Below are 19,418 nucleotides of genomic sequence, written 5' to 3'. Positions count from 1 at the left end.
ACGGTTGCCATACTCTGAGTTGCAACCAACTGGTTGCTATTAGAGGAGGCGTCATGGGATTCCCTGATCAGATCGTGCGCACCGTCGAGCTCGCGCACCCGCCCGCCAAGGTCTGGGCGGCGATCACCACCGCCGAGGGGCTGGCGAGCTGGTTCGGCAATACCGCGGAGATCGACCTGCGGCCCGGCGGCGATATGCGGATGACCTGGAAGGAAGGATTCTCGGCCGATATGCGGGTGGAGCGGGTCGAGGAGCCGTCGGTATTCGGCTACACCTGGCCGATCAACGGGCTGCCCGACGAGGACCCGCGCCGCACCTACGTGGAGTTCACCCTCGAGCCAGTCGGTGTCGGCACCCGGCTCACGGTCGTCGAGACCGGCTTCGCCCAGCTGCCCGAGGACCTGCACAAGGAGGCCTTCGAGGGCAATGTCGGCGGCTGGAAGAGCGAGCTGGGCGAGCTCGTCGAGTACCTCGATGCGGCCTGAACCGGAGGCCACCGCCGAACGGGTCTTCGTCGCGCTGGCCGATCCGAGCAGAAGGTCGATCCTGGCCGCGCTCGCCGCGCACGGCCCGGCCACCGCGACCGACCTCGCCGATCGCCTGCCCATCACCAGGCAGGCGATCGCCAAACACCTGGGTCTGCTCGCCGACGCGGGCCTGGTGATCGCGGAACCGGGCGAACGGCGGCGCGTGCGCTACCGGCTCGACTCCGCGCCGATGCAAGTGGCACAACAATTCCTGGCTGCCCTCTCGCGTGACTGGGACAGCCCCCTCGACGCGCTCCGCCGTCATCTCGACGGCTGAGCCGGAAGGAAGCGCAATGGGCGCCGACGATTACACCGTGACCATCACCGTCGACAAGACACCCGAGGAGGTGTTCGCCGCGGTCAACGACGTGCGGGCGTGGTGGTCGGAGACCATCGAAGGCAGCACCGGAAAGGTCGGTGACAAGTACCTTTTCGAGGTTCCCGGCATTCATCGCTGCACGATGACGACCACCGAGTCCGTACCCGGCCGACGCCTGGTGTGGCACGTGACCGACTCGTGGCTGTCGTTCGTCACCGACACCGCCGAATGGGAGAACACCGACATCGTCTTCGACCTCACCGAAACCGCGACCGGCACCGAATTGCGTTTCACCCATCGGGGATTGGTGCCCACCGGCGAGTGCTACGCGGTGTGCACCAATGCCTGGGGCGCCTACATCACCACCAGTCTGCGCGGCCTGCTCACCACCGGGGTCGGTGATCCGTTCCGGCGCACCAGCACCGCCGAGTCCGAGTTGCGCAAGCACGGCAACACCGACCTGGTCGACCTGGACGCCATCGGCTGATCACCCGCGCGGCGCGATGAGCAGGGTCTGCGTGCTGCGCCCGAGCGGTCCGGTCTCGTCGAACAGCGCCGATTCGGCGAGGCCGATGCCGTGCGGCTGCGGATGGGTCACCGCGTCCAGGCACACCCATTCGCCGACCGGGTGCCGGTGCAGGGTGACCGTGAGGTCGGTATTGATGAACAGGTACTTGGACCAGTCGAGGACGGCACTCACGCCGTTGCCGGAATCGGCGGCGGCCAGGGTGCGCTCGAGCGGACTGGGGGTGGTGCCCGCGACGATCGGGTACTTCAGCCGGATCCAGCAGACGGCGGGTCCGGGCGCGGCGAAGGAACCACTGGCGAAGCGGTATTCGATGCCGGTGTGGAAGCCGACCTTCTGCTCGGACGGGAACACCGCGGGCTCCTGCTCGGCGGGCATCGTGCGCTCGCCGGTGGGCAGGAACTCCGGCGGCAGGTCCAGCGGCGGTTCGGCCAGCTTGAGCCGCCACGCGTTGGCCTGCATCACCGGCCCGCGCTCGGAGGACAGCGTCGCTTCGATCAACTCGACGCTGCGCCCCGACCGCACCACCCTGGCCTCGGCGGTCAGGGGGGCCAGCGGCACGGGCCCGAGGATCTCCACCGCGACGCGGCCGACCTGGAACCCCTCGCGCGGCTCGCATCGCTCGATGACATGCCCGAGCAGCGCCGACGGCGGCCCGGCATGCTGCGCGTCCGGCGACCACGGACCCCGGGTCAGCTCGGTCGAGACGAACCGGTTCGGCTCCGCCGGATCGGGAACATAGAAGGCATCGGTCACGAGCTCGACCGTACCCGCGCGATACCGGTGTCGGGCGGCGGTCCCCGGTACCGGCGCCCGCCCGGTGGGGGCGGGCGCCGGGTGCTCAGGAGACGACCGGGAGGTAGACCTGGTTGCCGTGGTCGGCGAATTCGGCGGACTTCTCGGCCATGCCCGCTTCGATGGCGGCCACGTCGGTGAGACCCTGCTTCTCCGCGTATTCGCGGACGTCGGCGGAGATGCGCATCGAGCAGAACTTCGGGCCGCACATGGAGCAGAAGTGGGCGGTCTTGGCGGGCTCGGCGGGCAGCGTCTCGTCGTGGTATTCGCGGGCGGTGTCCGGGTCGAGCGAGAGCGCGAACTGGTCGTGCCAGCGGAATTCGAAACGGGCCTTGGACAATTCGTTGTCGCGGTCCTGGGCGTGCGGGTGACCCTTGGCGAGGTCGGCGGCGTGCGCGGCGATCTTGTAGGTGATCACGCCGACCTTCACGTCATCGCGGTTGGGCAGGCCCAGATGCTCCTTGGGCGTCACATAGCAGAGCATCGCGGTACCGGCCTGCGCGATGATCGCGGCGCCGATCGCGGAGGTGATGTGGTCGTAGGCGGGCGCGATATCGGTGGCCAGCGGGCCGAGGGTGTAGAACGGCGCCTCCTCGCACAGCTCCTCCTCGAGCCGGACGTTCTCGACGATCTTGTGCATCGGCACGTGGCCGGGGCCCTCGATCATCACCTGCACGCCATAGGATTTCGCGATCTTGGTGAGCTCGCCGAGCGTGCGCAGTTCGGCGAACTGGGCCTCGTCGTTGGCGTCGGCGATCGAGCCGGGACGCAGGCCGTCACCGAGGGAGAACGTCACGTCGTACTTCGCGAGAATCTCGCAGAGTTCCCGGAAGTGCGTGTACAGGAACGACTCCTGATGATGCGCCAGACACCAGGCCGCCATGATGGACCCACCGCGCGAGACGATGCCGGTGACGCGCTTGGCGGTGAGCGGGATGTAGCGCAGCAGCACGCCCGCGTGCACGGTCATGTAGTCCACGCCCTGCTCGCACTGCTCGATCACGGTGTCGCGGTACAACTCCCAGGTGAGCTTGGTGGGATCGCCGTTGACCTTCTCCAGCGCCTGGTAGATCGGTACGGTGCCGATCGGGACGGGGGAGTTGCGCAGGATCCACTCGCGGGTCTCGTGGATGTTCTTGCCCGTCGACAGGTCCATGATGGTGTCGGCGCCCCAGCGCGAGGCCCACACCATCTTCTCGACCTCCTCGGCGATCGAGGACGACACCGCCGAGTTGCCGATATTGGCGTTGATCTTCACCAGGAACTTCTTGCCGATGATGGTCGGCTCGAGCTCCGGGTGGTTGTGGTTGGCCGGGATCACCGCGCGCCCCGCGGCGACCTCGTCGCGCACCAGCTCCGGCGCCACACCCTCGCGGGCGGCGATGAACCGCATCTCGGGGGTGATGATCCCCTGGCGGGCCCAGTGCAGCTGGGTGCGCGGACCGTCGACCCGCGGCTTGTCCCAGTCGTCGCGCAGCTTCGGCAGCCCGGCCTCGAGGTCGATCACCGCGTTCTCGTCGGTGTACGGGCCCGAGGTGTCGAAGACGTCGAAGTGCTCGCCGTTGGTGAGGTTGATCCGGCGCACCGGAATGCGCAGGCCGTCGACCTCTTTGTAGTGCTTGACGCTGCCCTCGATGGGGCCGGTGGTGACAGACGTGGCTGTGCCCATGGTGTTTCCTCCCTACGCCGGCATTACCCGGTCAGGTTCATACGGTCGACGGCCCTGATCGCCCATGGAATGGGCTAGCCGTCCTCTCAGCCCGCTGGTGCGAGCCCCCGTTGGCATGTGAAATTTTCCGTCGCCGACCCTACCCCGATACGACGGCGGCCCGCCCGGGTAGTCCGGACGGGCCGCGCGAATGCCTCAGGCCGAGGTGGCCGCCGGCTCGGGTTTCCCGAGTTCGGCCGGCACCGGCTCGTCGGCTTCCTTCAGCCCGAACTTGTTGTGCAACATCGCGAGTGGCTTCGGTGACCACCAGTTCCACTTGCCCATCATCCGCATCAGGGCCGGTGCGAGCAGCCCGCGGATGACGGTCGCGTCGCTGATCACCGCCAGCGCGCAGCCCAGACCGAACAGCTTCATCATCGACACGCCGGATGTCGCCACGCCGAGGAAGACGATGCTCATCAGCAGTGCCGCGGCGGTGAAGATGCGGCCGGTGCGCGCCACACCCATGGCGACCGCCTCGGTATTGCCCTCGGTGGTCTTGGGCCCGGCCAGCCATTCCTCGCGGATGCGGGAGAGCAGGAAGACCTCGTAGTCCATGGACGCGCCGAAGGCCAGGCTGAACATCAGGATGGGCATGGCCAGGTTGAGCGTGCCGGTGGCGGTGAAGCCGAGCAGGCCGGACAGGTGCCCCTCCTGGAAGATCCACACCATCGCGCCGAACGTCGCCGCCAGCGACAGCATGTTGAGCACCAGTGCCTTCACCGACAGCACCACACTTCCGGTGAACAGGAACAGCAGCACCAGGGTGGCCAGCGCGATCAGGGCACCGGCCAGCGGCAGCTTGCCGGTGATCGCTTCGACCGAGTCCTGGTTCAGCGCGGCCGGCCCGGTGACCAGGGCCTCGGTGGGCGCGTCGACGGCGCGGATCGCGTCGAGCTGGGCGCGCCCGGCGTCGGAGTACGGATCGAGGCTGGTCGCGACCGACAGGTACGCGCCCTCGGCCGGGTCCGACATCTCCGGCACGCCCGCGGCGACCCGCAAGCCGTTGCGGTAGACCGCGGCGCTGCTCAGTACGGCAGGCACATCGGGCACCTTCGACAGCTCGCGCGCGTAGGCCTCCAGGTCGGCGGGGACGCCGCGGAACTCCGGCAGCACGACGGTCGCGCTCGCCGCCATGTCGGCGTCGAATTCGGTGCGCAGCACATCGCCGACATCGCGGCTGGCCACGCCGGCGGGCAGGGACCGGTCGTCGGGGTAGCCGAACTGGACACCGAGGAACGGCGAACCGAGCAGCAGCAGGAACGCCGTGGTCGCCAGGGCGATCGGCAGCGGGCGTTTCATCACGGCGGTGACCAGGCGATACCAGAAGGTCTCGCGTGGCTGCTTCTCCGTGCGCGGCGCGAGCCGGAACAGCCTGCGCAGCGGCGCGCGCAGATCGCCCGCCTCGATCCGGTCGCCGACGAGGATCAGCAGCGCGGGCAGCACGATCACCGCGGCGGCCGCGGCGGCCGCGACGACGGCGATGCCCGCGTAGGCGAAGGACTTGAAGAAGTACTGCGGGAAGACCAGCAGCGCCGACAGCGACAGGGCGACCACCAGCGCCGAGTAGACGACCGTGCGGCCGGCGGTCCGGATCGACCGGTGCACCGCCGCGGCCGGGGTCGCGCCCGCCGCCAGTTCCTCGCGATACCGGCTGACGATGAACAGGCTGTAGTCGATGGCCAGCGCCAAACCGAGCGCGGTGGTCATGTTCAGCGCGAAGATCGACACGTCGGTGACGGCGGTGAGTACCCGCAGGATGCCGAGCGCGGCGGCGATCGCGAACAGGCCGATGGCGATGGGCAGCGCGGCGGCCATCAGACTGCCGAACACCAGCGCGAGCAGCAGGCCGGTGATCGGAATCGCGACCGCCTCGGCGATCACCAGGTCCTTGCTGATCTGGGTGTTGATATCGGAGAAGGAGGCCGCCAGGCCGCCGGGCACGATCGTCACCGGCCCGCTGTCGACCCGCAGTTCCTCGCTGAGCGCGGCCGCGCGCACGGGCAACTCGGCGTCGTCACCCTCGATGCTGGCCAGGATCAGCGCCCGCTTGCCGTCCTTGCTGCGCAGCGCCTGCTTCAGGTCGGGCCGCGAGGTCCAGTACGACTGCACGCCGCTGACGATGTCGGGGTGGGTCCGCAGCTGGGCGATCGCGCCCTCCGCCGCCGCGCGGGCCGCCGGGGAATCGGCGCCCTCCTCGGTGCTCACCAGCAGGACGTAGTTCGGCTCGCTGCCGGGGAAGTGTTCGCTCAGGTACTGGCTCGCGCGCACCGAATCGAGATCTTCGGTGACGAAGCCGCCCGACTTCATGTGGGAGTGCACCGTGGCGCCGATCGCGCCGCACAGGATCATCAGCAGCAGGGCGACCGCGACCACCAGCCGTGGCTTGCCCACGGCGGCGCGGGCGATTCTCGTCAACATCGTCGGGGGCTCTCTCTAGGAAATGTCGAAAGTCACCGTATCCCGCACGGATTCTTGTCGATACCCCCTCGGGGCGGAGATGAGACGAGTACCATCTCCGCCCCTGGTCGGATGCCGTGGGTGGTTACGCCGATCCGCTGAACAGGGCGTTGCGCAGGAGCGAGAAGAAGTCGGCGGCCTGTTCCGACGAGCTCGGGGCGCACGGCACCGGGTAGGGACCGCAGGTAGCCGCCGCGGCGGGTCCGGCCGCGGGCAGCTGGACGAGGCCGATCAGAGCCAGACCGGCGATGGCGGCGAGGGTTGTGCGCATGAGTGTGTATTTCCTATCGAATATCCCGACGCATGATTGCGAAACCGAGCGTATTGGAGTGTTCGACACGGCGAGAGCCCCAGATCTCAGGGGCGCTGCGGCGTCACGTCGTTCGTGCGGGGATGATCCGGCCGCGTACCTCGCCGAGGCCGATCGCTCGCCCGGCGGTGCCCGGCGCGGTCGCGGTGATGGTGACCTCGTCGCCGTCGGCGAGGAAGGACCGTTCCGAGCCGTCGATGGAGATGGGTTGTGTTCCGCCCCAGGACAATTCGATGAAGGAGCCGCGCTGGTCCGGTTCCGGGCCGGAGATGGTGCCGGAGGCGAACAGGTCACCGGGGCGGACGGAGGCGCCGTTGGCCGTGAGATGGGCGAGCATCTGCGCCGGGGACCAGTACATCCGCGCGTAGGGCGGGCGCGTGACGACCCGGCCGTTCCAGGCCACCGCCAGCTCGATGTCGAGCCCGTAGTCGTCGGCGCCGCGCAGGTAGGGCAGTGGTTCGGGGGTCTGGGGCGGCAGCGGGACCCGGGCCGCGGCCAGCGCGTCGAGCGGCGTGATCCAGGCTGACAGCGAGGTGCTGAACGACTTGCCGAGGAACGGGCCGAGCGGCTGATACTCCCAGGCCTGGATGTCGCGGGCCGACCAGTCGTTCACCAGGGCGACGCCGAAGACGTGCTCGGCGAACTCGTCGACCCCGACCGGCACGCCGAGCGGCGACCCGGCACCCACCACGAATCCCAGCTCCGCCTCGATGTCCAGCCGCCGCGAAGGGCCGAAGTCCGGTGTCCCCGAATCGGTTCGACGTTGTCCCCGCGGCCGGATCACCGGCGTCCCGGAGACGACGACCGTCCCGGCCCTGCCGTGATAGCCGACCGGCAGATGCCGCCAATTCGGCAGCAGCGGTTCACTGTCCGGCCGGAACAGCCGGCCGAGATTGGTGGCGTGGTCGATGCTGGCGTAGAAGTCGACGTAGTCGCCGATCCGCACCGGCAAGGCCAGCTCGACGGCGTTGACCGGATGCACCGCGTCGATCGGCAATTCGGCCTCGGCGAGCTCTCGCAGCCGCGCGCGGACGGAGCGCCAGCGGTCGGGCCCGGCGGCGAGGAAGGCGTTCAGATCGGGCCGCGCGAAGATCGGATCACCCAGCAGCGCGACCAGATCGAGCACGGTGTCGCCGAGGCGGGCGCCCACCCGGAATGGGCCGCCCGGCGGCGCGAAGACGCCGTAGGGCAGGTTCTCCGGCCCGAACAGCGAGTCCGGCGCGACCTCGACGCGCAGCAGCCGCGCGCTCATCGCAGCCCCGGCCCGCGACCCGACCAGGTCCAGGCATACCCCGGGTCCTCGCAGGCCAGCGCGCCCTCGCCGAGTTGCAGCGGCCGGAAGGTATCGACCATCACCGCCAGCTCGTCGAAGAACTCCGCGCCGATGCTGCGCTCGTAGGCGCCGGGTTGCGGGCCGTGCGCGTAGCCGCCGGGATGCACCGACACCGAACCCTGCGCGATTCCGGAACCCTTGCGCGCCTCGTAGTTTCCGCCGCAATAGAACATGATCTCGTCGGAGTCGACGTTCGAGTGGTAGTACGGCACCGGGATCGACAGCGGGTGATAGTCCACCTTGCGCGGGACGAAATTGCAGACAACGAAGTTGATCGCCTCGAAGGCCTGATGCACCGGCGGCGGCTGATGCACGCGGCCGGTGAGCGGCTCGAAATCGGCGATGTTGAAGGTGTACGGATACAGGCACCCGTCCCAGCCGACCACGTCGAACGGATGCGTCGCGTAGATCATCCTGGTGCCGACCACCTCGGCGCCCGGCCGGTGCTTCACCAGCACCTCCACGTCGGTGCCCTCGGCGAGCAGCGGGCTCGCCGGACCGTGCAGGTCGCGCTCGCAGTACGGTGAATTCTCCAGCAGCTGACCGAATTTCGACAGGTACCGCTTGGGCGGCGTGAGATGACTCGATGCCTCGATCACATACGCGCGCAACGGTTCCTCGCCCGCGGGCAGCCAGCGGTGCGTGGTGGCGCGCGGCATGATCACCTGATCGCCCTGCCGCACGGGCAGCGTGCCGAACACGCTCTCCACCACGGCCGCACCGGATTCCACGTACACCAGCTCGTCGCCGATGGCATTGCGGTACAGCGGTGACGCGCCCTTGGCCACGACATAGGAGATCCGCACGTCGGGGTTGCCGAGCAGGAGCCGGCGCCCGGTCACCGGGTCGGTCGCGGCCGGGGTGTCCCCGGGGAACAGCTCGGGCAGGCGTAGATGCCGATGGCGCAGTGGATGATTCGGGGTCAGTGTCTGATCGGGGAGCTCCCAGACCGTCGCGTCGACGATGGCCGGTGGCATGCCGCGGTGGTAGAGGAGTGAGGAGTCGCCGGAGAATCCCTCCTCGCCCATCAACTCCTCGTAATAGAGCTGACCGCGCTCGTCCCGATGCTGCGTATGCCGCTTCGGGGGCACATTCCCCACCTGCCGATAGAACGCCACAACCACACCTCCCGCTACGTCGCAGGCCGGATGGACCTGCTTCCACGGTACCGCCGGCGGCGTGATCAGTCGGTGAACTCCGCGATCACCGGGGCATGGTCGCTGGCGCCCTTGCCCTTGCGTTCCTCGCGGTCGATCGACGCGTCCTTGACCTGGTCGGCCAGGGCGGGTGAAGCGAGGATGAAGTCGATGCGCATGCCCTCCTTGCGGGGGAAACGCAGCTGGGTGTAGTCCCAGTAGGTGAACGCGCCCGGGGTGAAGGAGCGGACCACATCGCGCAGGCCGGTGTCGAGCATCGCCTGGAAGGCGGCGCGCTCGGGACCCGAGGTGTGGGTCTTGCCCGCGAAGAACGCAGGCGACCACACGTCGTCGTCGGTGGGAGCGATGTTCCAGTCGCCGACCAGCGCGATCTTGGCGGTCGGATCCTCGGCCAGCCAGCGGGCGGTGGTGTCGCGCAGTGTCGACAGCCAGCTCAGCTTGTAGGCGTAGTGCGGGTCGTTCAGCGCCCGGCCGTTGGGCACGTACAGGCTCCACACCCTGACCCCGCCGCAGGTGGCGCCGAGCGCCCTGGCCTCCACGACCGGCGTCTCGATCAGCGAGTCGCCCGCGTTCTTGTCGAAACCGGGCTGATCGGGGAACGCGATCTCGACATCGGCCAGCCCCACCCTGGAGACGATGGCCACGCCGTTCCACTGATTGAGGCCCACGTGGGCGACCTCGTAGCCGGCCGCGTCGAACCGCTCGTACGGGAACTGGTCGTCGCGGCACTTGGTCTCCTGCAACGCCAGCACATCGATGTCGTGGCGGTCCAGGAAGGCGATCACCCGGTCGACGCGGGAGCGTACCGAGTTGACGTTCCAGGTGGCGAGACGCAACGGAGGTCCTTTCTAGACCGCGCTCGGCGGCGCGGCGTAGCGGTAGCTGTGGTGTTCGAGGAAGCCGAGCTCGCGATACAGCGCGAGTCCGGCGGCATTGCCCACCTCCACCTGCACGTAGGCGTGGGTGGCGCCGTGCTCGGCACCCCAGCGGATCAGCTCGGCGCACAGCAGCGCGGCCAGTCCGTTGCGGCGGTGCGCGGTCGCGCCCGCGCCGCAGGTGAGGCCGCCCCAGCGCCAGCCGTCCGGCGCCGGGGTCACCCCCCCGCGGGTGGGCTGCCGGGTTCCACAAGTCCGGAGGGTGTCTTTCTTGCTTCGTAGGGGCGGGTTTTTGCTGGTCAGGGTGCTGCGAGGCGGGCGAAAGCGGTGAGAGCGAGACCGGTCCACGGGTTGTGAGCGGGTAGGCGCAGGTGGACCCGGCGGGCGTGACGGGCCAGGCGTGCGGGGATCGAGAACAGTCGCAGTCGTAGTGTTTTCGGTTCCCAGCGGCGTGCGGAATCCGGTCCGAAGGCCAGTATTTGCGTCCAGGCGGTCAGGTCCATGGCGAGTGCGACGATCGCTGTCCAGATGCGGTTGGCGTTGTAGCTGTGGAACGGAAGGTTGCGCAGGCCGGTGTCTTTCGCGGCGCGGATGCGGTCCTCGCAGCGGGCGCGGCGACGGTGCCGTAACTCCAATTCCGGCAGCGGCCCTGTCGTGGTGTTGGTGACGAACGCGGTCAGCCGCAGCCCGTCGTGGTCGGTGAACCGCAACTGCGCGCCGGGGTGCGGGCGTTCCTTGCGCACCACCAGCCGCATCCCGCGCGGCCAACCCGACAGGTCCAGCAGGCCGGTGACCTCGGTAACCCAGGCGCCGGGCCGGGTCTTCCCGCCGGCATCGAGGGCGGGGATCCAGTCGGTGTCGATGAGGTTGTCGAGGGCAGCGACGATGTCGTCGGTGAGAACGAAACCGATCGAATACTGAACGCGGCGGCGGTGGCAGTAGTCGAGGAATTCGTGGGTGCCGCCGCCGGAATCGGCGCGGACCAGGACTTTGCGACCGATCCGCCACCGGTCGACCCGCGGTAGCTGCGTCAACGCGTCGGCCAGTAGTTGTTTGTGGTCGTGCGCGGTATTGGAGCCGGCGTTTCCCGGGCGCAGCATGACCGCGGCCGGTTCCCCGGTGCCGGTCTCGCCGTGGTCGACGAACGCCCGCAACGGGTGAAACCCGAAACCGCGTTTGAAGGTCGGGGCCGCGTGTTCCTTGTCCGAGTGGGCCTCGGTCAAGGTGGCATCGAGATCGATCGTCAACGGCGCCGCCGCGTCGACCCCGTAATCCGGGGCGGCCGTTCCCGCCAATTCCCACGCCCGTGCTCGCGCCTGCGCGCGAGCGGAAGCAATGGCCGCCAACGCTTTGCGCGAATCACCAGCCAACACTGTGATCAGCCGCGATACCGTCGGGTCCGAGGCCACCGCACCGAACACACAGGGCTCGGCCCGCAGCAGCGCCAGGTCTGACACGCAGTCCCCGCCGAGTGCGAGCATCACCGCCAGATCACACACGACCTTGCCCGGATCATGCACCGCACCCGAGCTACGCCACGGCGACAGCCTCTCGGACAAACCCCTGCTCAACCCGGTCTTCTCCACGGTCCGTAGCAGCAATCCCGCCCCGGCCTGCGACACGACCGGCGACCCGCCGACCTCGATTTTCAGCGACGGATACCACGACATAGACTCACTCACCGAAAAGGTGCTCCTGAAACTGTTCGATTCGACCTTAGACAAGCCGAATTATCGCAGTTCAGAGCACCTTTTCGCCAATTCCGGCACCTTGTGCCGGAATTGGCGTGAGGGATCGAGGTTAGGGCCGCATTCTCGCCGGCGAGGGTGTTGATCACTGTCGCGTACAACCGGAGTCGTTGTTCCAGGTCCGCGACCTGCTCGAGCAGGGCGGCGCGCTCGGCGCGAAGGCGAGGAACGTCGCTGCCGCATCGGCAGCTCACCGCTGGTTGGGACACGGTGGTTCTCACCCTCGCCTGGAACTTCTCCTTCAGATCGAGGTGCCGGTGGGTCAACTGCCAGCGTTTGACACCCGCTTCGACTGCCAGTTGGGACACGCTCAGCCGTCCCGTAGCGCGGAGCGGAGTGCCGGTGAGCAGGCGATCCATTGCCGCGATGATCGCTACCCGGGTCGCGTCAGGTTCGGAGGCGGATTCAGTCACCTGCGCTCCTCTGTCGTGGCGGCCGGTCGTGGATGTCGAGTATCGTTGCCAGACGGTGCAATTCGTGCAGTTCGCGTTCGTGGCGGATCGGTGGAGCCAGTGGATCGGAGACCACGCGGGTAAGCGCGTCGTAGCGGGCACGGATCACTACGATGTCCCGGTCGGTGCGGGCGATGTTGCGGCATTTGGGTCGGCAGTCCTCAAGATCGGGAGTGACCAGCGGATCGTCGGCGGTGCCGCGGAGCTGGCAGGCGGCGTGTGCGGGGTCGAATACGCAGGTCATGCCCTCGCCGTGATGGATCTGCAGCAGCGGGTTGCCCAGTAGATCGCGGGTTTGGCGCGGGCTTCGCAAAACGTGGCCGGCGAATTGAGCGTCGGCCGCTGCGATGCGGTGGCGGTAGGCGGTGTCGGCAGGGCCGCTGACATGTTCACCGGCATCGAGCGCGCGGCGATCGGCGGCGATGTTCTCGAGCCGGCAGAGCCAGTCCTCGAAAGCGTAGTCGTCGGGGAATCCGGATTCGTAGGTTCCGGCGTATCCCTGCAGCATGCGGGTGTGGGCGTGGCCGTACTGGATCGAGGCGGCGATCAGGCCGCGCGGACGGCGCCGAATGAACCACGCGAGAGTTCTGCGAAACCGGGACGCGTTCAATCCTCCGTTCGGATCGGCGGGGATCGCGTCGGCTCGCCCACGCCGACGACATTCGTCGTTGACCCAGGTGACGAAGCGGGCAATGTCGCGGGCCATGGTGGTCGACGTGCGGGCCTTGCCTTGGCGGGTGTATCGCGCGGCCGTCGGTAGGGTTCGAGCCAGGTCGGGAACAGCAGAGGCTGGGAGTGCAACTGCTCGAGGACCTCGATGGCACGGGCGACGACACCGATGACCACCCACGGGATACGGCGAAGTTGTCCTTCCACCAACTTGTTACCGTCGGCGTCGACGGCGTTCTTGAAATACAGGCCCTGCATCGACCACAGATCGTTGACCGCATCGTATTCCAGGCAGTCGCGTTGCAGATTCAGCACCTCACCGGGGCGGGCTCCGGAGAGGTAGGCGATCACCACGAAGCAGGCGGTGCTGAGCAGCCGCGCCAGTTTCGGCGCCTCGTGGTAGCTGATCGGACGGTCCCGCCACGGCCGCTCGTCGAGCAGTGCGGAGATCGGGGTATCGAGGTTGGCTTGATCCGAGACCGGAAGACCGGCCTCAAGGACCCGGCGGCCGGCCACCGTGTCGCCCAGTCCATCGCCGACCGCTCCGATGATCAAACCGACGGGGTGCCAATCCACCACCGCGCACCCATTGTCGTCGAGGCTGCCGGGCAGGGCACCGCCACATCGCTGCAGCCGCGCGACATACTCGTTCAAGCGGCGGGGTACATCGCCGGGTGGCGGGCGGCTGCTGCGCCCGGCGTTGTCCCGCTGGGCGGGTTCTTCGTCGTGCAACCGCATGTGCTCGGCGTGGGCGGTAAGGATGTCGGCGGCGAAGTCGTCGACGAACCGGATCGCCCAGCACAGCAGGTGTTGCATCGTGGTCTCGGCGATGCGTGGTGTGCGGTTTTCGAGGTAGTTGACTGCGCGACCGAAGATTTCGAAGGATTCCTCACCACCCCAGGGCGGTGCGGGCGGCAAGCGCAGGCACTCGGGAAGCACGGTGCGGTAGGCCCACAATCGTTTGACCTCCATCAACCGCTGGTACTTCATTTGCAGTCGAATCGGCTCCTGGGCAAGGGCGGCCAGGTAGTCGTCGAGCATCGGGTTGGTGACCCGACCGAAGCTGCTGTGGCCCCGCTCGTGCATCCAGGTGAGGAACGGCCGCAGCAAGCCCAGCGCTGTCATGACCGTGCGCACCGACGGCCGGGAGTTCCCACCACGCAGCCGCGCGGCGCCGGTGTGGTTGAGCAGGTGCCAGAAGTAGATCTTCACCTCCTGCCGTAAGGGCGAGGGGATGGCCGCGAAGTTGAGGCTGTGACCACTGAAGTGGTCCTCGAAGATCGCCGGGTCAAGGTCCCATCGGTCGGCAGCGAGCAGAGACAGCCGATCGCTGCCCGTCCCGGGCCGTAGCGGACGCGACTCGAGTACGCGGGTATTCGGCTGTGGCACATCGGTGTCGGTGCCGGGGATCGATGCATGGTGGGGTGAGATCATCGCAGGTCCAGCTCTCTGTTCAGAAGTCGGCTCACCAAGTCGCGCTCGGCATCGGAGGCGTTCGCGCGGGCGGTGTCGATGGCGGCGCGGCTGTGTTGGTCGAGCAGGTCCGACAGTTGAGCGTGGGGACGGGCGAAACGCCTGCGCCCACCGCAGCGGTGTCATTTCACCACGGCGTTCGGCGAGCTGATCGTGGACGAGTACTTGCACCGGCAGATGCCGGGGTAGCGCCCGCGCACAGGGGCATTGCAGGCACAATATGAACGAGGCCCGGCACGGCTGCCCGGCGGGTGAGTGCGGGCTGTGGGTGTTGTCGATGCAGGCACCCAGCACGGTGTCGAGTCGGCCGTCGATCATGCGCTCGAGCGTGTGAGCGTGCCAGGCACACCCGCTGCGCCTGACCGCCGGACAGTTCCGCGCAGCGGCGGTCCCCGAACGTCGGCGCCAACCCCGCCCGGGTCAGCAGCGCCGCGACCCGGTCGTCCGACAGGCCGGGGCGGGCGGTGCGGAGTTCGTCGGCGACGGTGTCGGTGAGCAGGGTCGGGTGCTGGGAAACCAGTCCGATACGGCGGCGCAGTTCCAGGACGTCGAGGCGGGTGATCGGGGTGGCGTCGAGCAGGATCCGGCCCCGGTCGGGCTCGGCGAGCCGGTTGAGCAGCCGCAGCAGGGTGGTCTTCCCGGCCCCGCTGGCCCCGACCACCGCCGCACACTCACCACCGGGAAACGTCGCATCGACCTCGACGAGCACCGGTGCGCAGCCATGACTGACGCTGACCTGATCCAGGGTGATGGCGGGCATGGTGTGGTCTGTGCCGGTCAGGCGGGTTCGCGGCCGAGGAGGGTAGCGCGCCGGTAGAACTCGTAGAGGCCGTCGAAGACCGGTGCGGTGACGGCGAGGGTGTGTTCGTCGTCGCCGATCATCGACAGCCCGCGCAGGACGACATCGAGGCCCGGGGCTTCGGGAGCGTCGTAGCGTTCGTCGTCGATATCGGCTTCGTGGACGATCTCGGCGATCCGAGCCAGGGCGGCGTCGCCGGTGAGCTCATAGCGCGCCACGATGGTCTCGAAACTGCAATCGCCACCATGGTGGCCCAGCTCCACTCCGCGCATGTCGAACGCGGTCGCCTCATCGGGAACCTGGTCGGGGTCGGTGACGAACACGAACACGGCATCGGGGTCGATAAAGCGGCGGATCAACCACGCGCAGGCGGCGCGGTCGATATGGATTCCGGCACGGGTGGCCCATTTCATGCGGATTCAATCTCCTCGCGGTCGGAATGATCGGGATGCAGGGCATCAACGGCGGCGACGGCGGCGCGCCGCTCGGCGGGCGGGAAGTAGTCACGGCGGTGAATGCGCCGCAGCTCGGCGCGCAGCCTGCGCAGCACCCGCCGCCGGGTCGCCGCATCGGCGGCGCGCGCCTGCTCGGCCTCGGCCAGCACCGCGCCGTATTCGGCGGCCCGGGCAGCGGCCAGCTCCCGGGCCAGCGCACGTTCCTGTGCAGTGACGGTTGGCTGGGCCAGCCAGATCGTCGCGTCCCCGCCCGCGGCGAGGACTTCCTCGGCGATCCACTCCAAATGCTCGCGCGTGCGGGCATCGGCAGGCAACCCCACCAGCCCGTCGCCCAGCTGCGCGACACCGAGCCGTTTGAGGTTGCGCCACACCGCGATACGGGCGGTGGACGGCTCGCGCGGCATCCGATAGCACAGCAGCACCCACCCGGCCTGCGTCGCGTTCGTCACTGCCGCGCTCCCTCACTTCACTACATCAATGCAACCATGGTTACATCAAAAGGAACGGGTCGCAAAGGCCCACAGCGAACGACTACCGCTGCGACCTCACGCTCGTCCGAAGGAGACCCGCCGGTGACCGCCCCCGACCACGCCTCACCACCGCCCAACGACACCGGATCCGGGAAGCCGGGACCGCCACCGCGGCGTGATCTGGTCCCGTTCCGCCACGCGCTGCGCACCTGGTTCGTGATCTCGTTGCAGACCTTCGGCGGACCGGCCGGGCAGATCGCGGTCATGCAACGCACCCTGGTGGAGGACAAACGCTGGATCGGACAGCGGCGGTTCAACCACGCCCTGTCCTACTGCATGCTGCTGCCCGGACCCGAAGCCCAACAGCTGGCGATCTATGTCGGCTGGCTGCTCAACGGCACCCGCGGCGGCCTGGCCGCCGGCACCCTGTTCGTACTGCCCGGCGTGCTCACGCTGCTCGCGCTGTCGGCGATCTACGTCACCGTCGGCGACACCACCGCCGTCACCGCCGTCTTCGCCGGGCTCGGCCCGGCCGTGGTCGTCATCGTCGCCCAAGCCGTCATCCGGGTCGGCCGCCGCGCCCTGCACCACCCCGCCCTGGTGGCGATCGCCGTCGCCGCGTTCGCGGCCCTGACCCTGTTCGCGATCCCCTTCCCCCTCGTGATCGCCGCCGCCGCGGGCATCGGGTGGGCATTGAGCCGCCTGGCCCCGCACACCATCCACCCCCAAAAGGACACCGGCGACGACGGCCCCGCACCCGTGATCAACGACGACACCCTGCACCACGAACCCCCCTCCGCGCGCCGCAACCTGCGAATACTGACCGTCGGGCTGGTGGCGTGGGCGCTGCCGATCATCGCGGTCGCCGTGCTCACCGGCGCGCACAGCATCTTCACCACCCAAGCCGTCTTCTTCTCCGGCACCGCACTGGTCACCTTCGGCGGCGCCTACGCCGTGCTCGCCTTCGTGGCCCAACGCGCCGTCGAGGTCTACGCCTGGCTCACCCCCACGGAGATGGTGCGCGGCCTGGCACTGGCCGAATCCACCCCGGGACCGTTGATCATGGTCGTGCAATTCGTCGCGTTCCTCGGCGCCTACCACCACCCCGGCGGCCTGAACCCCTGGCTCGCCGCCATCATCGCCGCCCTGCTCACCACCTGGGTGACCTTCGTGCCGTGCTTCCTGTTCATCTTCCTCGGCGCCCCCTACGTCGAACGACTACGCCACAACACCACCCTGTCCGGCGCCCTGACCGGCATCACCGCCGCCGTCGTCGGCGTCATCGCCAACCTCGCCGTCTTCTTCGCCACCCACACCCTGTTCACCGGCACCCGCGACATCCACACCGGGCCACTGCGCATCGCCCTGCCCGCCCTCGACACCGCCAAACCCGTCGCCCTCGCCCTCACCGCCGTCGCGGCAGTCCTCGTGTTCGGGCTGAAATGGCCCATGCTGCGTGTACTCACCGTTTGCGCCGCACTCGGCGCGGCCGCCGCAGCACTCGGACTACCCGTCACATGACCAGGCCGCAGCCGAGTACGGGCCCGGCCGCGACCCTGGCCACACGGGTGGTGCACGCGGTCTACCCCAGATCCGCGTCACCGACCGCCGGGGTCATTCGTCGTCGTCGGCCGGTTCTGTCCCCAGGACTTTCATGTCCTTGTCCAAGTGCACCTCGAGCACCGAGCCGTCGGGGGCGGTGACCTGCACCCCATAGGCGGCAGCGCCCTCATCGGATTCGGTTTCGACCTCACCGGTCGTGCCGCCGGGCACCGCCTCCACGGCCGCGGCACGCGCCCGATCGGCGGCCGGCCCGGTCACCTCGTCATCGTCACCGTCGAAGGCGTACCCGATACCCACCCCGGCCGCCGCCACAATCGCGACGCCGGCAGCGGCAGTGGTGGCGATCCTCGCCCTACGGTTCATCGAACCCACTCCCTTTCTCGATCGATTCGGATGCTTGCCGAACCGACGGTAGACACCCCCGATGAAGCGATCATGAAGATCCGCGCCGACGGCACCGGCCGCGCAGTGCGAGGCCGTCATGTCCGATGACTGCGCGGTGGGAACCCTGGGCCCGGACCGCTCAGCGCCGCCGCCGCGCGGCAGGGTCGGTCTGGGCCTGCCACCGGATCAGCGCCTCCGCGGATGGCCGCGAGTACTTACCCAGGGATCGCACCGAGGTGTGCCCGCTCATCCGCATCAGCATCGGTGTCGACGCCCCGTCCTCGGCGGCGTGTGTGAGTTTCGAATGACGCAACTGATGCAGCGTGAACGGTCCACGCGCGAACCCGCCGGTGTGGTGCTCGAACAATTCCAGGGCCCGCCGGTACGACAACCTCCCCCGCAGCGTGGAAGGGTCGATATCGCCCACAGCAACACCGGGTTTCGCCTTGCGGTCGGTCAGGAACACCGGCCCGGACTTCCGCCCGGCCAGAAGCCGGGGCAGCAGCCGCGCGGTGCCGCTCTGCCACGCGACCACGTCGCGGGCCCCGCCCTTGCGGGTCACCACGGCGCACCGGTTGCCCATGTCCAGGTCCGGGATGTCGAGCATCAGCAGCTCCTCGGCACGAGCCGCGGTCTCGTACAGCATCGTCCACAGCACCCGTTCCCGTAGCGGCACATCCGCCGCGAGCAACCAGGTCACCTCGTCGCGGGTCAGCGCCCGCGAGTGATCCGGCGGCACCTTCCGCGGCACCAGTCGGACGAGAGGATCGCCGACCAGCCACTGCTGCGCACGCCAGTACTCACACGCCGCGCGCAGCGACGCGAGGCGGACATTGAACGTCTGCGCTGAACTACCGCCCCACTTGAACACGAACCAGCCACCGACCCGCTCGGCCTCCAGCAGGCCCACATCCGAATCGGCACCGAAATCGCTCACCAGCCGGTTGAGGGCCACGGCATACCCGCGGCGGGTGTTGGCGCTCGGGATCGTGGACAAGAAGTGATCCACCGCATCCTTCAATCGCACGCCCCGCACCGGCAGCGCCCGCACCTGTCCCACGATCAGTCCTTCCGCCCCCGGTCACCGGACCCGATCGGCGCTACCACAGATAATTTACGGAGTCGCTCCGCCCGGGAAGAGGCATCGCGCCAGCTCGCCATCGAAGCTACCGCAGATAATAGGCCATTGTCTGCGGCAACTCCTTAGCGCGACTTTTCCCGGATTTGGGCCGAGCATCGTGCCCATCCATCCGAAACCAACTGCTACACAACCCATCTCGACAACCGAGGGAAGTCAGATACCGCTTAGCGCGACTTTTCTCGTCACTGGACCCCACACGCCGTGTGCGAGTGGGGGATGAAGGGGCGGGGTGTCCGGTCCCGCCGCCTTCTGTG

The 19,418-nt window shown here is 68.5% G+C and carries 21 protein-coding genes; 4 read left to right on the top strand and 17 right to left on the bottom strand.

The features are described from left to right. The first annotated feature begins 53 nt into the window (after window positions 1–53). The 3 genes from QH270_RS34085 to QH270_RS34075 are packed head-to-tail and all read left to right on the top strand — an operon-like array spanning window position 54 to window position 1,333. Complete coding sequence (locus tag QH270_RS34085) at window positions 54–485, top strand: SRPBCC domain-containing protein (RefSeq protein WP_280348912.1); 432 nt, start codon at window positions 54–56, stop codon at window positions 483–485. Next, a complete protein-coding gene (locus QH270_RS34080; protein WP_280348911.1) occupies window positions 475–804 on the top strand; it encodes an ArsR/SmtB family transcription factor in 330 nt (109 codons plus the stop codon). Before QH270_RS34085 ends, QH270_RS34080 begins: the two co-directional genes overlap by 11 nt. A gap of 16 nt (window positions 805–820) precedes the next feature. Then, the gene (locus QH270_RS34075; protein ID WP_280348909.1) at window positions 821–1,333 is read left to right on the top strand and encodes an SRPBCC family protein; all 513 of its coding nucleotides are present in this window, start codon (window positions 821–823) and stop codon (window positions 1,331–1,333) included. On the opposite strand, the gene QH270_RS34070 is transcribed toward QH270_RS34075, so the two are convergent. The 15 genes from QH270_RS34070 to QH270_RS34000 all read right to left on the bottom strand — a co-directional run bounded on the left by QH270_RS34070 (window position 1,334) and on the right by QH270_RS34000 (window position 16,055). After that, entirely contained in the window at window positions 1,334–2,128 is a 795-nt protein-coding gene (locus QH270_RS34070) for a thioesterase family protein (protein ID WP_280348907.1), read from the bottom strand. A gap of 85 nt (window positions 2,129–2,213) precedes the next feature. Further along, window positions 2,214–3,836 (bottom strand): phosphomethylpyrimidine synthase ThiC, encoded by a 1,623-nt coding sequence (gene thiC, locus QH270_RS34065; RefSeq protein ID WP_280348905.1) that lies wholly within the window; start codon window positions 3,834–3,836, stop codon window positions 2,214–2,216. Window positions 3,837–4,031: 195 nt separating this feature from the next. Continuing rightward, window positions 4,032–6,296, bottom strand: a complete 2,265-nt coding sequence (locus tag QH270_RS34060) for an MMPL family transporter (protein WP_280348903.1) — start codon at window positions 6,294–6,296, stop codon at window positions 4,032–4,034. Between the two features lie 124 nt (window positions 6,297–6,420). Then, entirely contained in the window at window positions 6,421–6,606 is a 186-nt protein-coding gene (locus QH270_RS34055; RefSeq protein WP_280348901.1) for a hypothetical protein, read from the bottom strand. A gap of 103 nt (window positions 6,607–6,709) precedes the next feature. After that, window positions 6,710–7,897 (bottom strand): fumarylacetoacetase, encoded by a 1,188-nt coding sequence (fahA, locus tag QH270_RS34050; protein WP_280348899.1) that lies wholly within the window; start codon window positions 7,895–7,897, stop codon window positions 6,710–6,712. After that, complete coding sequence (locus tag QH270_RS34045; RefSeq protein WP_280348897.1) at window positions 7,894–9,096, bottom strand: homogentisate 1,2-dioxygenase; 1,203 nt, start codon at window positions 9,094–9,096, stop codon at window positions 7,894–7,896. Before QH270_RS34045 ends, fahA begins: the two co-directional genes overlap by 4 nt. A 65-nt stretch (window positions 9,097–9,161) precedes the next feature. Next, window positions 9,162–9,971: an exodeoxyribonuclease III gene (locus tag QH270_RS34040; RefSeq protein ID WP_280348895.1), complete on the bottom strand. Its 810-nt coding sequence runs from the start codon at window positions 9,969–9,971 to the stop codon at window positions 9,162–9,164. A gap of 12 nt (window positions 9,972–9,983) precedes the next feature. Beyond that, the gene (locus QH270_RS34035; protein ID WP_432420473.1) at window positions 9,984–10,232 is read right to left on the bottom strand and encodes a GNAT family N-acetyltransferase; all 249 of its coding nucleotides are present in this window, start codon (window positions 10,230–10,232) and stop codon (window positions 9,984–9,986) included. A 77-nt stretch (window positions 10,233–10,309) separates the two neighbouring features. Next, window positions 10,310–11,692 carry an IS1380 family transposase gene (locus QH270_RS34030; RefSeq protein ID WP_072740121.1) on the bottom strand — a complete coding sequence of 461 codons (1,383 nt, stop codon included), beginning with the start codon at window positions 11,690–11,692 and terminating at the stop codon, window positions 10,310–10,312. Then, on the bottom strand, window positions 11,689–12,171 hold the full coding sequence (locus QH270_RS34025) for a hypothetical protein (protein WP_139183358.1): 483 nt from the start codon (window positions 12,169–12,171) through the stop codon (window positions 11,689–11,691). The genes QH270_RS34030 and QH270_RS34025 overlap by 4 nt, the downstream gene beginning before the upstream one ends. After that, window positions 12,164–12,820 carry a hypothetical protein gene (locus QH270_RS34020; protein ID WP_217631342.1) on the bottom strand — a complete coding sequence of 219 codons (657 nt, stop codon included), beginning with the start codon at window positions 12,818–12,820 and terminating at the stop codon, window positions 12,164–12,166. The genes QH270_RS34025 and QH270_RS34020 overlap by 8 nt, the downstream gene beginning before the upstream one ends. Further along, a complete protein-coding gene (locus QH270_RS34015) occupies window positions 12,817–14,313 on the bottom strand; it encodes a hypothetical protein (RefSeq protein WP_218017189.1) in 1,497 nt (498 codons plus the stop codon). Before QH270_RS34015 ends, QH270_RS34020 begins: the two co-directional genes overlap by 4 nt. A 166-nt stretch (window positions 14,314–14,479) precedes the next feature. Then, entirely contained in the window at window positions 14,480–15,112 is a 633-nt protein-coding gene (locus tag QH270_RS34010) for an ATP-binding cassette domain-containing protein (RefSeq protein WP_052373435.1), read from the bottom strand. Window positions 15,113–15,129: 17 nt separating this feature from the next. Then, window positions 15,130–15,564 carry a chromate resistance protein ChrB domain-containing protein gene (locus QH270_RS34005; protein WP_029930721.1) on the bottom strand — a complete coding sequence of 145 codons (435 nt, stop codon included), beginning with the start codon at window positions 15,562–15,564 and terminating at the stop codon, window positions 15,130–15,132. Then, window positions 15,561–16,055, bottom strand: a complete 495-nt coding sequence (locus tag QH270_RS34000) for a Chromate resistance protein ChrB (RefSeq protein WP_235204492.1) — start codon at window positions 16,053–16,055, stop codon at window positions 15,561–15,563. The genes QH270_RS34005 and QH270_RS34000 overlap by 4 nt, the downstream gene beginning before the upstream one ends. A gap of 123 nt (window positions 16,056–16,178) precedes the next feature. Between QH270_RS34000 and chrA the strand changes: the two genes are divergently transcribed. Continuing rightward, on the top strand, window positions 16,179–17,597 hold the full coding sequence (chrA, locus tag QH270_RS33995; protein ID WP_307718306.1) for a chromate efflux transporter: 1,419 nt from the start codon (window positions 16,179–16,181) through the stop codon (window positions 17,595–17,597). A gap of 93 nt (window positions 17,598–17,690) precedes the next feature. On the opposite strand, the gene QH270_RS33990 is transcribed toward chrA, so the two are convergent. Beyond that, window positions 17,691–18,002 (bottom strand): PepSY domain-containing protein, encoded by a 312-nt coding sequence (locus QH270_RS33990; protein WP_029930724.1) that lies wholly within the window; start codon window positions 18,000–18,002, stop codon window positions 17,691–17,693. 160 nt (window positions 18,003–18,162) lie between these two features. Next, window positions 18,163–19,083 carry a tyrosine-type recombinase/integrase gene (locus QH270_RS33985; RefSeq protein ID WP_072740120.1) on the bottom strand — a complete coding sequence of 307 codons (921 nt, stop codon included), beginning with the start codon at window positions 19,081–19,083 and terminating at the stop codon, window positions 18,163–18,165. Window positions 19,084–19,418: the final 335 nt, after the last annotated feature.

The organism is Nocardia neocaledoniensis, assembly GCF_029868625.1.
In the GTDB taxonomy this organism is placed as follows: Bacteria; Actinomycetota; Actinomycetes; order Mycobacteriales; family Mycobacteriaceae; genus Nocardia; species Nocardia neocaledoniensis_A.
The sequence above is the reverse complement of the archived record's forward strand: the minus strand, read 5'-3'. Positions and strand labels throughout refer to the sequence as shown.

What these genes read in the sequence shown, in the direction of transcription:
- QH270_RS34085 (WP_280348912.1), top strand. Translation starts at nt 54, where the DNA reads ATGGGATTCCCTGATCAGATCGTGCGCACCGTCGAGCTCGCGCACCCG.
- QH270_RS34080 (WP_280348911.1), top strand. Translation starts at nt 475, where the DNA reads ATGCGGCCTGAACCGGAGGCCACCGCCGAACGGGTCTTCGTCGCGCTG.
- QH270_RS34075 (WP_280348909.1), top strand. Translation starts at nt 821, where the DNA reads ATGGGCGCCGACGATTACACCGTGACCATCACCGTCGACAAGACACCC.
- thiC (WP_280348905.1), bottom strand. Translation starts at nt 3,836, where the DNA reads ATGGGCACAGCCACGTCTGTCACCACCGGCCCCATCGAGGGCAGCGTC.
- QH270_RS34060 (WP_280348903.1), bottom strand. Translation starts at nt 6,296, where the DNA reads ATGTTGACGAGAATCGCCCGCGCCGCCGTGGGCAAGCCACGGCTGGTG.
- QH270_RS34055 (WP_280348901.1), bottom strand. Translation starts at nt 6,606, where the DNA reads ATGCGCACAACCCTCGCCGCCATCGCCGGTCTGGCTCTGATCGGCCTC.
- fahA (WP_280348899.1), bottom strand. Translation starts at nt 7,897, where the DNA reads ATGAGCGCGCGGCTGCTGCGCGTCGAGGTCGCGCCGGACTCGCTGTTC.
- QH270_RS34015 (WP_218017189.1), bottom strand. Translation starts at nt 14,313, where the DNA reads ATGATCTCACCCCACCATGCATCGATCCCCGGCACCGACACCGATGTG.
- QH270_RS34010 (WP_052373435.1), bottom strand. Translation starts at nt 15,112, where the DNA reads ATGCCCGCCATCACCCTGGATCAGGTCAGCGTCAGTCATGGCTGCGCA.
- QH270_RS34005 (WP_029930721.1), bottom strand. Translation starts at nt 15,564, where the DNA reads ATGAAATGGGCCACCCGTGCCGGAATCCATATCGACCGCGCCGCCTGC.
- QH270_RS33990 (WP_029930724.1), bottom strand. Translation starts at nt 18,002, where the DNA reads ATGAACCGTAGGGCGAGGATCGCCACCACTGCCGCTGCCGGCGTCGCG.